General features: G+C 69.8%; 8 protein-coding genes. 6 read left to right on the top strand and 2 right to left on the bottom strand.

What is annotated here, in order from left to right; translation table 11 throughout:
• Positions 1 to 6: 6 nt before the first annotated feature.
• The 3 genes from ACWGDB_RS13185 (at position 7) to ACWGDB_RS13175 (ending at position 4,450) form a co-directional block, all read left to right on the top strand.
• The gene (locus ACWGDB_RS13185; protein ID WP_453822499.1) at positions 7 to 915 is read left to right on the top strand and encodes a sugar ABC transporter permease; all 909 of its coding nucleotides are present in this window, start codon (positions 7 to 9) and stop codon (positions 913 to 915) included.
• 198 nt (positions 916 to 1,113) lie between these two features.
• Positions 1,114 to 2,793, top strand: coding sequence for a glycoside hydrolase family 13 protein (locus ACWGDB_RS13180; RefSeq protein WP_453822498.1), 1,680 nt, complete (start codon positions 1,114 to 1,116; stop codon positions 2,791 to 2,793).
• A gap of 271 nt (positions 2,794 to 3,064) precedes the next feature.
• The gene (locus ACWGDB_RS13175; RefSeq protein ID WP_453822497.1) at positions 3,065 to 4,450 is read left to right on the top strand and encodes an alpha-amylase; all 1,386 of its coding nucleotides are present in this window, start codon (positions 3,065 to 3,067) and stop codon (positions 4,448 to 4,450) included.
• Between the two features lie 30 nt (positions 4,451 to 4,480).
• Here ACWGDB_RS13175 and ACWGDB_RS13170 read toward each other — a convergent pair whose 3' ends face one another.
• Positions 4,481 to 4,804 carry a hypothetical protein gene (locus ACWGDB_RS13170; protein ID WP_453822496.1) on the bottom strand — a complete coding sequence of 108 codons (324 nt, stop codon included), beginning with the start codon at positions 4,802 to 4,804 and terminating at the stop codon, positions 4,481 to 4,483.
• A 212-nt stretch (positions 4,805 to 5,016) separates the two neighbouring features.
• Between ACWGDB_RS13170 and pulA the strand changes: the two genes are divergently transcribed.
• From pulA to ACWGDB_RS13155, 3 genes are all read left to right on the top strand, one after another.
• Entirely contained in the window at positions 5,017 to 10,425 is a 5,409-nt protein-coding gene (gene pulA, locus ACWGDB_RS13165) for a pullulanase-type alpha-1,6-glucosidase (protein ID WP_453822495.1), read from the top strand.
• A 73-nt stretch (positions 10,426 to 10,498) separates the two neighbouring features.
• On the top strand, positions 10,499 to 12,628 hold the full coding sequence (locus ACWGDB_RS13160; RefSeq protein ID WP_453822494.1) for a SpoIIE family protein phosphatase: 2,130 nt from the start codon (positions 10,499 to 10,501) through the stop codon (positions 12,626 to 12,628).
• Between the two features lie 27 nt (positions 12,629 to 12,655).
• On the top strand, positions 12,656 to 13,012 hold the full coding sequence (locus ACWGDB_RS13155; RefSeq protein WP_369270611.1) for a 5-carboxymethyl-2-hydroxymuconate Delta-isomerase: 357 nt from the start codon (positions 12,656 to 12,658) through the stop codon (positions 13,010 to 13,012).
• 30 nt (positions 13,013 to 13,042) lie between these two features.
• Here ACWGDB_RS13155 and ACWGDB_RS13150 read toward each other — a convergent pair whose 3' ends face one another.
• Complete coding sequence (locus tag ACWGDB_RS13150; protein ID WP_369270610.1) at positions 13,043 to 13,732, bottom strand: TetR/AcrR family transcriptional regulator; 690 nt, start codon at positions 13,730 to 13,732, stop codon at positions 13,043 to 13,045.
• Positions 13,733 to 13,770: the final 38 nt, after the last annotated feature.

The following is a 13,770-nucleotide window of genomic DNA, read 5'->3' as shown; positions in this document are numbered from 1 at the left end:
GTCCCCATGAGCACCACGACCGTCAAGACCACTGCTCCGGCGGACCAGCCCCCCAAGTCGCCGGCCGCACCGCGCGGGGTCCGCCGGGGCGAGAACAGCCGCAGGACGTCCGTCGTCTCCCACGGCATCCTGATCGTGGCGAGCCTGATCGCGCTGTTCCCCGTCGTCTGGCTGGTCTTCCTGTCCCTCGGCCCGGACAAGGACGACTACCTCCACCCCGGTGGCATCTGGGGGAAGATGACGCTGGACAACTACACGTTCGTCCTGCAGGAGACCAAGTTCTTCGACTGGCTGACAAGCACCCTGATCGTCACGCTGGGCACCACGCTCATCGGCGTGGTCATCGCCGCCACCACCGGCTACGCGGTCTCGCGGATGCGCTTCCCGGGCTACAAGAAGTTCATGTGGGTGCTGCTCGTGACCCAGATGTTCCCGGTGGCCGTCCTGATGGTGCCGATGTACCAGATCCTGTCCGGGCTCCAGCTCGTCGACAGCTACCTCGGTCTCATCCTCGTCTACTGCACGACGACGGTGCCGTACTGTGCCTGGCTGATGAAGGGCTACTTCGACACGATCCCGTTCGAGATCGACGAGGCCGGACGCGTCGACGGGTTGACCCCCTTCGGCACGTTCGCGCGGCTGATCCTTCCGCTCGCCAAGCCGGGCCTGGCGGTCGCCGCGTTCTACAGCTTCCTCACGGCCTTCGGCGAGGTCGCGTTCGCGTCGACGTTCATGCTGTCCGACACGAAGTACACGTTCGCGGTCGGGTTGCAGACCTTCGTCAGTGAGCACGACGCGCAGCGGAACCTCATGGCCGCGACGGCCGTGCTCATCGCCATACCTGTCTCGGCGTTCTTCTACTTCGTGCAGAAGAACCTGGTCACCGGGCTTACCGCGGGCGGCACCAAGGGGTGAGCCGTGCCGACAGTGCCCCGGCGGGCAGTCGGTTGTGTGCCGCGCCGTCGTGGCTGGTCGCGCAGTTCCCCGCACCCCTGAGGTCGAGCCCCCTGAAACCCGAGGCGGCCGCTGTGGCCATCCGACCCCGCTGTCATTGCGGCCGCCTCGTACCCATTCACCCCCATGACCCGAACCTCATTACGCAACAAGGACGCCATGAGCCAGCACCCCACCGCACCGGCCGAAAACTCCGCCGTCGTCACCGTCGCCAAGCGCCGCGACTGGTGGCGGGACGCGGTGATCTACCAGGTCTATCCGCGCAGCTTCGCCGACAGCAACGGTGACGGCATGGGCGACCTGGAAGGCGTACGCTCCCGACTCCCGTACCTGCGTGACCTCGGCGTGGACGCCGTGTGGCTGAGCCCCTTCTACGCCTCGCCGCAGGCCGACGCAGGCTACGACGTGGCCGACTACCGGGCCGTCGACCCGATGTTCGGCAACCTCCTCGACGCCGACGCGCTGATCCGGGACGCCCATGAGCTGGGTCTGCGGATCATCGTCGACCTGGTCCCCAACCACTCCTCCGACCAGCACGAGTGGTTCAAGCGTGCCGTCGCGGAGGGGCCGGGCTCCCCGCTGCGGGACCGCTACCACTTCCGCCCCGGCAAGGGCGCGGACGGCGCACTCCCGCCCAACGACTGGGAGTCGATCTTCGGCGGCCCGGCCTGGACCCGGGTCACCGAGCCGGACGGCACGCCCGGCGAGTGGTACCTGCACCTCTTCGCCCCCGAGCAGCCCGACTTCAACTGGGAGCACCCGGCGGTCGGGGACGAGTTCCGCTCCATCCTGCGCTTCTGGCTCGACATGGGCGTCGACGGTTTCCGTATCGACGTGGCCCACGGCCTGGTGAAGGCAGAGGGGCTGCCCGACCTCGGAAACCACGACCAGCTCAAGCTGCTGGGCAACGATGTCATGCCGTTCTTCGACCAGGACGGTGTGCATGCCGTCTACCGCCAGTGGCGCACGATCCTCGACGAGTACGCCGGCGAGCGTATTTTCGTGGCCGAGGCCTGGACCCCGACCGTCGAGCGCACCGCCAACTACGTGCGCCCGGACGAGCTCCACCAGGCCTTCAACTTCCAGTACCTGTCGACGGAGTGGGATGCCAAGGAGCTCCGCGAGGTCGTCGACCGCACCCTGGACGCGATGCGCCCGGTGGGCGCCCCGGCGACCTGGGTGCTGTCCAACCACGACGTCACCCGCCACGCCACCCGCTTCGCCAACCCGCCCGGCCTCGGCACCCAGATCCGCACGGCGGGCGACCGCGAACTGGGGTTGCGGCGAGCGCGGGCGGCCAGCCTGCTGATGCTCGCGCTGCCCGGTTCGGCATACGTCTACCAGGGCGAGGAGCTGGGCCTGCCGGACGTCGTCGACCTGCCTGACGAGGTGCGCCAGGACCCGGCGTACTTCCGTGGCGAGGGCCAGGACGGCTTCCGTGACGGCTGCCGGGTGCCGATCCCGTGGACGCGTAAGGGATCGTCGTACGGCTTCGGCACGGGTGGCAGCTGGCTGCCGCAGCCGAAGGGGTGGGGCGAGCTGAGCATCGAGGCGCAGACCGGTGACCCCGACTCCACCCTGGAGCTGTACCGCTCGGCGCTGGCTGTGCGCCGCGTGCAGCCCGACCTGGGCGCGGGGGACGCGGTGGAGTGGCTGAAGGCCCCCGAGGGGGTTCTCGCCTTCCGGCGCGGGGAGTTCGTCTGCGTCGCCAACACCGGCGAGGAGTCGGTGACGACCCCGGCGTACGGGCGCGTGCTGCTCGCGAGCGGCGAGATCAGCGAGACGGACGGCGAGGCGAAGGTGCCGGGCGACACGACGGTGTGGTGGACGACGGCCTGACGTCTCTCAAGTAGCAAGGGCCCGCTGCCGTTTCAGGCAGCGGGCCCTCTGCGTTTCCTCGGATGACGTCAGAAGCCGTCGCGCGGCGCAGGAGCGGGTGGGGGTGCCTCAACACCTGTTGAGCGTGAGGGAGTTGAGAAGGGCGCGTCAAGGTTGCGGATGAAAGTACTTGCTATGACTTTCAACTCTCTTGCTGTAAACCTTTCGTGGCGGTACGTTCACGCCGGCGCCCGGCAAAGACGCCTGGCCGTCATCGCAAGGAGTTACGCCTGTGATATCGAGATGGTCCGTCACCGCGACCGCGACCGTGCTCGCCGCCACTTCGGCGGCCCTGATGGCCCCCGTGACCCCCGCGTCCGCCTCCCCGCCCGGCTCCAAGGACGTCACCGCGGTGATGTTCGAGTGGAACTTCGCCTCGGTCGCCAAGGAGTGCACCAGCACCCTCGGCCCCGCCGGCTACGGCTACGTCCAGGTCTCCCCGCCCGCCGAGCACATCCAGGGCTCGCAGTGGTGGACGTCGTACCAGCCCGTCAGTTACAAGATCGCCGGCCGGCTCGGGGACCGGACCGCCTTCCAGAACATGGTGAACACCTGCCACTCGGCCGGGGTGAAGGTCGTCGCCGACACCGTCATCAACCACATGTCCGCGGGCAGCGGCACCGGCACCGGCGGGTCGTCGTACACGAAGTACAACTACCCCGGTCTGTACTCCTCCTTCGACTTCGACGACTGCACCGCGCAGATCACCAACTACGCGGACCGCGTGAACGTCCAGAACTGTGAACTCGTCGGCCTCGCCGACCTCGACACCGGCGAGTCCTACGTCCGTGGCGCCATCGCCGGGTACATGAACGACCTGCTCTCCCTTGGCGTCGACGGCTTCCGCATCGACGCGGCCAAGCACATCCCGGCCGGCGACCTCGCCAACATCAAGTCGCGCCTGAGCAACCCGTCGGTCTACTGGAAGCAGGAGGTCATCTACGGCAGCGGGGAGGCCGTCCAGCCCACCGAGTACACGGGCAACGGCGACGTCCAGGAGTTCCGCTACGCCTACGACCTCAAGCGCGTCTTCAACAACGAGAACCTCGCCTACCTGAAGAACTACGGCGAGGGCTGGGGCTACATGAACAGCGGTGTCTCCGGTGTCTTCGTCGACAACCACGACACCGAGCGCAACGGCTCCACGCTCTCCTACAAGGACGGCGCCAACTACACGCTGGCCAGCGTGTTCATGCTGGCCTACCCGTACGGCGCCCCCGACATCAACTCCGGCTACGAGTTCACCGACCATGACGCGGGCCCGCCCAACGGCGGTGCGGTCAACGCCTGCTGGCAGAACGGCTGGAAGTGCCAGCACGCCTGGCCGGAGATCAAGTCGATGGTCGCCTTCCGCAACGCCACGCGCGGTGAGTCGGTCACCAACTGGTGGGACAACGGCGGCGACGCCATCGCCTTCGGGCGGGGCGGCAAGGGCTACGTCGCCATCAACCACGAGTCGAGCAGCCTGACCCGCACCTATCAGACGTCCCTCGCGGCAGGCACCTACTGCAACGTGCAGAACAACACGAGCGTGACGGTGAACTCCAGCGGGCAGTTCACGGCCACCCTCGGCTCCAACACCGCCCTGGCGATCTACGCCGGCAGGACGAGCTGCTGAGCCGTCCCGTCCTCCGCACGGCCACCCCTGTCATGCCTGTACACGCCGGCGCAGGGGTGGCCGGTTGAGTATCTCGATGTACATGATCCGGCCGTTCACGACGTCGAGAATCAGATCGCCCGACGAGGGCAACAGCGGCACGCACCGATGACCCGGGCCGTACGGCTGTCCGCTCGGGTGATCCGACGTCCGGATGCTCTGGCAGAAGTCGTCCCCGCAGCCGCACTCGCCGACCATGCGGACGTCCCGCACGCATATGGCCAGCTCGCGTTCGCCCTCCTCCTCCAGGAGTCGGACCAGCTCGTCGACGAGCTCCGGGAAGACCTCGCGGACGAAGGGCGGTTCCTGTTCCATGCGGGGACGGTAGGCACAAGCCTGCGGGCGTGGCGAGCGATTATGCGCCCTGCCCCGGTGGCTCGGACTGCGGACGCAGGGCAACTCGCCCTGCCGAGAGCCTTGGTGAAAGTTCTTACCGATGCTTTCAAGCCTCTTGCTGTAAGCCTTGCCGCGGCGATACGGTCGCGCGGGGTCGGACCCACTGAGCCGTAATCGCAAGGAGCCCATCTGTGATAGCGAGATGGCCGACGCCGTCGAGGCGCCGAACCACCCATGCCGGACGGGTCGCCGCGGTCACCGTGACCGCGCTGGCCGCCGCACTCGTCCAGCCCCTCGCGGCGCGGGCGCAGACCCCGCCGCCGCCCCCGTCCGACGCCAGGCTCGCGGCCGAGCCCGCCCGGCACGAGGCCACCCGCGACCAGTTCTACTTCGTCCTGCCGGACCGTTTCGCCAACGGCGACGCGAGCAACGACAAGGGCGGCCTGACCGGTTCCCGCCTCTCCACCGGCTACGACCCCACCGACAAGGGCTTCTACCAGGGCGGCGACCTCAAGGGGCTGACCAAGCGCCTCGACTACATCAAGGGTCTCGGCACCACCGCCATCTGGATGGCGCCGATCTTCAAGAACCAGCCCGTGCAGGGCACCGGCGCCAACGCCTCGGCCGCGTACCACGGCTACTGGATCACCGACTTCACCCAGGTCGACCCGCACTTCGGCACCAACAAGGACCTTCAGACCCTCATCTCCAAGGCCCACGCCAAGGGCATGAAGGTCTTCTTCGACGTCATCACCAACCACACGGCCGATGTCGTCGACTATGAGGAGAAGTCCTACGACTACCTCTCCAAGGGCGCCTTCCCGTACCTGACGAAGGACGGCAAGCCCTTCGACGACGCCGACTACGCGGACGGGAAGTCCGGGTTCCCTGCGGTCGGCACCGGCTCCTTCCCGCGCACGCCGACCGTCGCCGCCGCGAAGAAGAACGTCAAGGTTCCTTCGTGGCTCAACGACCCGACGATGTACCACAACCGCGGTGACTCCACCTTCGCCGGTGAGAGCTCCACCCACGGCGACTTCGGCGGCCTCGACGACCTGTGGACCGAGCGTCCCGAGGTCGTCAGCGGCATGGAGAAGATCTACCAGCGCTGGGTCAGGGACTTCGACATCGACGGCTTCCGGATCGACACCGTGAAGCACGTCAACATGGAGTTCTGGACCCAGTGGGCCACGGCGCTGGACTCCTACGCCGCCAAGCAGGGCCGCGACGACTTCTTCATGTTCGGCGAGGTGTACTCCGCCGACACGTCGGTCACGTCGCCGTACGTCACCGAGGGCCGCCTCGACTCCACACTCGACTTCCCCTTCCAGGAGGCGGCCCGGCAGTACACCTCCCAGGGCGGCACCGCGCAGAAGCTGGCGTCCGTCTTCGGCGACGACTACAAGTACACGACCGACAAGGCCAACGCGTACGAGCAGGTCACCTTCCTCGGCAACCACGACATGGGCCGCATCGGGTACTTCCTGAACCAGGACAACCCGAAGGCGACCGACGCCGAGCTGCTGAAGAAGGACAAGCTCGCCAACGAGCTGATGTTCCTCAGCCGCGGCAACCCGGTCGTCTACTACGGCGACGAGCAGGGCTTCACCGGCGCCGGCGGCGACAAGGACGCCCGCCAGACCCTGTTCGCCTCGAAGACCGCCGACTACCTCGACGACGACCAGCTCGGCACCGACCGCACGCACGCGAGCGACGCCTACGACACGAGTGCGCCGCTGTACCGGCACATCGCCGAGCTCTCCGCGCTGCGCAAGGCCAACCCCGCCCTCGCCGACGGAATCCAGACCGAGCGGTACGCGGCCGACGGCGCCGGGATCTACGCCTTCTCGCGCACTGCCGCCAAGTCGGGCACGGAGTACGTCGTCGCGTTCAACAACGCGGGCGAGGCGAAGACGGCGACGTTTGCGACCGGTTCGGCCGGCATGACCTTCAAGGGGATCCACGGCACGCGCGACTCGGTCAGGAGCGACGCCGACAAGAAGGTCACCGTCACCGTCCCGGCCGGCTCGGCGATCGTCCTCAAGGCGGCCGGCAGGCCCGCGAAGCCCGCCACCGCGCCGACCTTGACCCTCAAGGCCCCCGCCGACGGCGCCACCGGCACGGTGGAGATCGGCGCGGACGTCGACGGCGGACAGCTGAACCGCGTGGTGTTCGCGGCCCAGGTCGGCAACGGCAAGTGGCGGACCCTCGGCTCCGCCGACCACGCCCCGTACAAGGTCACGCAGGCCATCGGGAAGGACGTACCCGCCGGAACGGCCCTGCGCTACAAGGCCGTCGTCATCGACTCGGCCGGCCGTACCGCCAGTGCCACGGCGACCTCCACCACGGGCACCCCGCCCGCCCCCGAGGTCCCCAGCGCCGCCTCCCGCGACTACGCGGTCGTCCACTACAAGCGCCCCGACGGCGACTACGCGAACTGGGGCCTGTACGCCTGGGGCGACCTCGCCGACGGCGAGTCCACCGAATGGCCGGACAGCCACCCCTTCGTCGGCCGGGACGCGTACGGCGCCTTCGCCTACGTCAAGCTGAAGCCGGGCGCGACGAACGTCGGCTTCCTCGTCATCGACAAGGACGGCAACAAGGACGTCTCCACCGACCGCACGATCGACCTCGGCAAGTCCGGGGAGATCTGGATCGAGCAGGGCAAGGAGGCCGTTCGCACCGAGAAGCCCGCGGCGGACTATCCGGCGCCGGACAAGTCCAAGGCCGTCCTGCACTACCAGCGCGCCGACGGGAACTACGACGGCTGGGGACTGCACACCTGGACGGGTGCCGCGAACCCCACCGAGTGGTCGAACCCCCTGAAGCCGGTCGAGACTGATGCCTATGGTGCGGTCTTCGAGGTACCGCTCACCGACGGTGCCACCAGCCTCAGCTACATCCTCCACAAGGGCGACGAGAAGGATCTGCCCGCCGACCAGTCGCTCGACCTCACGGCGAACGGCCATGAGGTGTGGCTGTTGAGCGGCCAGGAGAAGTACCTGCTCCCGCAGCCCGCGGGGTCCGCGGCGGCGCTCGACCTGAGCACCTCCAAGGCGGTCTGGATCGACCGGAACACGGTCGCCTGGAAGGGCTCCGAGGCCGCCGCCTCCACCCAGCTGCTCTACAGCCGGGACGGCGGGATCGCGGTCAAGGACGGCACCGTGACCGGTGCCGCCCAGTGGCTGCGGCTGTCCAAGGGTTCCCTCACGGACGCCCAGAAGGCGAAGTTCCCGCACCTCAAGGACGACACCGCCTGGGCCGTCGACCCGCGCGACCGCGACCGGGTCCGCGAGGCCCTCGCCGGCCAGGTCGTCGCCTCGCAGCGGGCCGCGAACGGCGCCGTGCTCGCGGCGACCGGCGTCCAGATCGCCGGTGTCCTCGACGACCTGTACGCCGGGGCGACGAAGGCCGACCTCGGGCCGACCTTCGACAAGGGCCGTCCGACGCTCTCCGTCTGGGCGCCCACGGCACAGTCGGTCAAGCTGGAGATCGGCGACTCGACCGTCGCCATGAAGCGGAACGCCGGCACGGGCGTCTGGTCCGTCACCGGCCCGGCTTCCTGGAAGGGCAAGCCCTACCGGTACGTCGTCAAGGTCTGGGCGCCCGGTGTCCGCAAGGTCGTCACCAACAAGGTCACCGACCCCTACTCGGTCGCCCTGACCACCGACTCCGAGCGCAGCCTCGTCGTCGACCTGCGCGACAGGACCCTGGCGCCGAGCGGCTGGTCCTCCTACACAAAGCCCAAGGCCGTACCGCTGAAGGACGCCCAGATCCAGGAGCTGCACGTCCGGGACTTCTCCGTCGAGGACAGCACGGCGAAGAACCGGGGCACCTACCTCGCCTTCACGGACAAGGACAGCGACGGCTCCAAGCACCTGCGTGAGCTGGCGAAGGCGGGCACGTCGTACGTCCACCTGCTGCCGGCCTTCGACATCGCCACGATCCCCGAACGCCGCCAGGACCAGGCGACCGTCGGCTGCGACCTCGCCGCCTTCCCGGCCGACTCCGACAAGCAGCAGGAGTGCGTGTCGAAGATCGCCGCGAAGGACGCCTACAACTGGGGCTACGACCCGTACCACTACACGGTCCCCGAAGGCTCGTACGCCACCGACCCCGACGGCACCGGCCGCACGGTCGAGTTCCGCAAGATGGTCAAGGCACTGAACGACGACGGCCTGCGGGTCGTCATGGACGTCGTCTACAACCACACGGCGGCCAGCGGTCAGGCGGACACCTCCGTCCTCGACCGGATCGTCCCCGGCTACTACCAGCGCCTGCTCGCCGACGGCTCGGTCGCCAACAGCACCTGCTGCGCCAACACGGCCACCGAGAACGCCATGATGGGCAAGCTGGTCGTCGACTCGATCGTCACCTGGGCCAAGGAGTACAAGGTCGACGGCTTCCGCTTCGACCTGATGGGCCACCACCCGAAGGCCAACATCCTGGCCGTGCGCAAGGCCCTCGACACCCTGACCCTCGCCAAGGACGGCGTCGACGGCAAGAAGATCATCCTGTACGGCGAGGGCTGGAACTTCGGCGAGGTCGCCGACGACGCCCGCTTCACGCAGGCCACCCAGAAGAACATGGCCGGCACCGGCATCGCGACCTTCTCCGACCGGGCGCGGGACGCCGTACGCGGCGGCGGGCCCTTCGACGAGGACCCCGGCGTCCAGGGCTTCGCGTCCGGGCTGTTCACCGACCCCAACTCGTCCGAGGGCAACGGCACTTCCGCGGAGCAGAAGGCCCGGCTGCTGCACTACCAGGACCTGATCAAGGTCGGCCTGTCCGGCAACCTCGCCGGGTACCGGTTCACCGACACCGCCGGCAAGGAGGTCACCGGCGCCGAGGTCGACTACAACGGCCAGCCCGCCGGGTACGCGGACGCCCCCGGTGACGCCCTCGCCTACGCGGACGCGCACGACAACGAGTCGCTGTTCGACGCGCTCGCCTTCAAGCTGCCGAAGGACACGTCGGCCGCGGACCGGGCCCGCATGCAGGTCCTCGCCATGGCCACGGCCACCCTGTCGCAGGGGCCGGCCCTGTCCCAGGCCGGCACCGACCTGCTGCGCTCCAAGTCGCTGGACCGCAACTCCTACGACAGCGGCGACTGGTTCAACGCCATCCACTGGAACTGCGCCGACGGCAACGGCTTCGGGCGGGGGCTGCCGCCGGCCGCCGACAACGAGTCCAAGTGGCCGTACGCCAAGCCCCTGCTGAGCACCGTGAAGGTGGGATGCGAGCAGATCGAGGGGGCCTCGGCAGCGTACCGGGACCTGCTGAGCATCCGTTCGACGGAGAGTGCCTTCTCCCTCGGTACGACGGGTCAGGTGCAGTCGAAGCTGTCCTTCCCGCTGTCCGGGAAGGACGAGACGCCCGGCGTGATCACCATGCGGCTCGGTGACCTCGTCGTCGTCTTCAACGCGACGCCCGAGCAGCAGGAGCAGCGGATCGCCTCGCTGGCCGGCGAGGGTTATCGACTGCATTCGGTGCAGGCCTCGGGCGCGGACCCTATCGTCAAGTCCTCGTCCTACGAGCGGGAATCCGGCACGTTCGCCGTTCCGGGTCGTACTGTCGCCGTCTTCTCACGGGCCCTTTGATACGGCACTAAGTTGAGTGGGGCGGACCCGGTCACGGGCCGCCCCACTCGCGCGTATCCGAGGGCTCCCGACGATGGACGGTTTCGGCAAGCAGGCGGACACGACCGTGATGGTCGTCGACGACGTCTCGACCAACCGCTTCGCCATGGGCGCCGTGCTGCGCCGCGCGGGCCATGACGTCGTACCGGTCGCGAGCGCGGGGGAGGCGCTGAGCGAGCTCGACATACGGCTGCGCGCGGGCGCCCTGCCCGACGTGGCCCTCGTCGACGTGGGGTTGCCCGACATGAGCGGCTTCGAACTGTGCCGCCTGGTCAAGGCCCGGCCGTCCATGGCGGCGCTGCCCGTCGTCCACTTCTCCGCCATGGCCGTGGACCCGGGGGACCGGTGCCGGGGTCTCGACGCGGGCGCCGACGCCTACCTGACCGTGCCGGCCGAGCCGAGCGAGATCGAGGCCGTCGTACGGGCCGCGGTGCGCGGGGCGCGCCGGCGCAGCGCGGCCGAGGTGCTCGCGCACCGGCTGACGCTGCTGTCGGAGGCGATCGTCACCGTCCAGACCGCGCGCTGTCTGGGGGAGCTGGCCGACGCCGCCGCCGCGGGCACGGCCCGGCTCACCGGTACGCCCGCCGTCGTCTTCGTGATCGGCCCGGGCGGCGAGCCGCACTGGGGCAGTTCCCTGCGCCTGCCCCGGGGCGACGGCTTCGCCCGTCCGGCGGGCACCCCCACCGCACTGCCCGACACCGCCCCGCAGGTCGCCGCGGCACGCCTGATCACGCGGATCGCGGAGGGCCGGACCGGGCGGACCGGGGTGCACAGCACGACCGTGCCCGCCTCGCTGTGGCCAGCCGGCTTCTTCCGGCCCGGCGTGCGGGAGGACGCCCGCCTGGTCCTGGCGTTCACCGACGAGGGCCGTACGTCGGTGTGCGTCGCCATGCCGGTACCGCCGGCCGCCGTCCCGGCCCGGCCGTCAGCCCGGAGCTCGCGGACCCCGGCACGCACCGAAGCGACTCCGCTGTTCGACCGCCTCGGGCCGCAGGGCCCGCACCCCGGGATGCTCGCCGAACCGCCTCCGGCGTACGACCGCCTCGCGCCCCGGGCCCCGCACCCCGGGGTGCTCGCCGAGCCGATTCCGGTGTACGTCCCCTTCGCGCACCATCGCCCGCAGCCCGGACTGCCGGCCGAGCCGTTGTCGGCGTGCGACCCGCTTGCGCCCCCGGCCCCGCACCCCGGGGTGCTTGCCGAGCCCATTCCGGTGTACGTCCCCTTCGCGACCCATCGCCCACGGCCCGACCTGCTCGCCGAGCCGATTCCCGGGCACGACCCCCTCGCGCACCGGCGCCCGCACAACGGGGTGCCCGCCGCACCCATGCCGTCATACGCCCCCCTGGCCGCCCGGTGCCCGCCGACCGCACCGGCCCCCGGCCCGGACCCGGCCGACGGCGACCTCCTCGCCCGGCTCGCCCAGGCCACCGCGCTCGCCGCCGAGCCGCTGCTGATGTACCAGGCGGAGCGGCAGATCGCGCTCACCCTGCAGCACAGCTTCCTGCCCCAGCCGTACCGGCTGCCCGCGCTGCCCGGCGTGAAGGTCGTCGTCCGGTATGTCCCCGCGTCCCGGCAGGCCGAGATCGGCGGGGACTTCTACGCCGCCCTGCGCACCCGGGAGGGGGTGCTCACCGCGGTCGGGGACGTCGTCGGGCACTCGCTGGACGCGGCCACCGTCATGGTCGAGATCCGGCACGCGCTGCGCGCCTACTGCGTCGAGGAGAGCGACCCGGGCGCGCTGGCCGAACGGCTCGACCGGATGCTCGTGCACTACCACCCCGACGTCACCGCCACGGTCTGCCTGACCCTGGTCGACCCCGGCACCGGACGCGGCCGTATCGCCAACGCGGGCCACATCCCGCCGCTGGTCGTGCGGGACGGGGACGGCGCCGAGTACGTCCCCGTGGACGGTCCGCTGCTCGGCCTCGGCCTTCGGCGGCCGGCGCCCACCGAGCTGGTGCTGACCCCGGCCGACCGTCTGCTCATGGTCACCGACGGCCTGATCGAGAGCCGCGGCACCGACCTGGACGTCTCCCTGAAGCAGCTCCGCACGGCCGCCGCCGACGCCCCGCCCGGCGTGGACGCGCTGTGCGACACCCTCCTGGACCAGTTCGGACGGGACCAGGAGGACGACATCGCCATGCTGGCGCTGCGGTTAGGGTGAGCGCTGCCACCCAGAACAGGAGTGCTCATGCCGCAGATCACCGTCGACTACTCGGAACAGCTGGCGGACGACTTCGACCGGCCCGGCTTCGCCCGGGCGCTGCACACCGCCGTGGTCGAGATCGCGGCCGCCAAGCCGCCCGCGTGCAAGACGCAGTTCCGCAGGACCGAGAACACCACCGTCGGCGACGACACCGACGGACACGGCGTCGTGCACGTCACCATGGGCCTGCTGGCCGGTCGTACGGACGAGACGAAGGCCCGGCTCACCGAGACGGTCCTGGAGTTGGTGCGGCAGCACCTGAAGCCGGCCGACGGGCTCGCGCTGCACGTGTCCGCCGAGGTGCGCGACCTCGACCCCTCCTACCGCAAGTTCGAGAGCTGAGCCGTCGCTCGGGGTCCGCTCACGAGCAGCTCAGGACGCCAGGGCGATCAGCCGGGTCACCAGGTCGCCGAACGGCCCGTCGCCCGGCTCGTCCTTGAGCATGCTGCGCAGCAGTCCGCTCATCTCCTCGTCGTACGCCGCGCTCACCGCCGCGAGCGCGGCGAAGTCGTGCACGAGCTGGACCTCCAGCTCGCCGCGCGGGATGCGGCGGCCGTCCAGCCAGATCAGCGCCGTCGACTCGGCGAGCGAGATCCAGGAGCGGATCACGAGTTCCAGGCGCGCGGGCGGATTCTCCACGCGCAGATGCGAAAGGATTTGGACATACGCGGCCTGCCGCACGGAGTCGATGAGCGCGTTCGTCGCCGTCGAGCCGACGGCCGGACCGCCCCGCATCAGCGCCGAGAAACCCGGGCCGTGCTCGTCGACGAAGTCGAAGAAGCGGCGCATCACCCGCAGCAGCCGCGCCCCCAGGGGCCCGTCCGGCGGCTCGACGAAACGGCCCGCCAGTTCGTCCGAGGCACGCTTCAACGCGGCCTCGTACAGGCTGAGTTTGCCGGGGAAGTAGTGATAGACCAGCGGTCGCGAAATGCCTGCGGCCGACGCTATCTCGTCGATGGAGACGTCGTCGGGCGAGCGCTGGCTGAACAGTTCGAGGGCGACGCCGATCAACTGCTGCCGTCGCTCCTCGACTCCCATTCTTCGGCGTACCCCGGTAGTCATGCGAACACCTTACCGATCGAATCAGGCCCGGAACGGCC

This window comes from Streptomyces sp. NPDC055013 (assembly GCF_053608645.1).
This window is presented reverse-complemented; position numbering and strand designations above follow the sequence as displayed.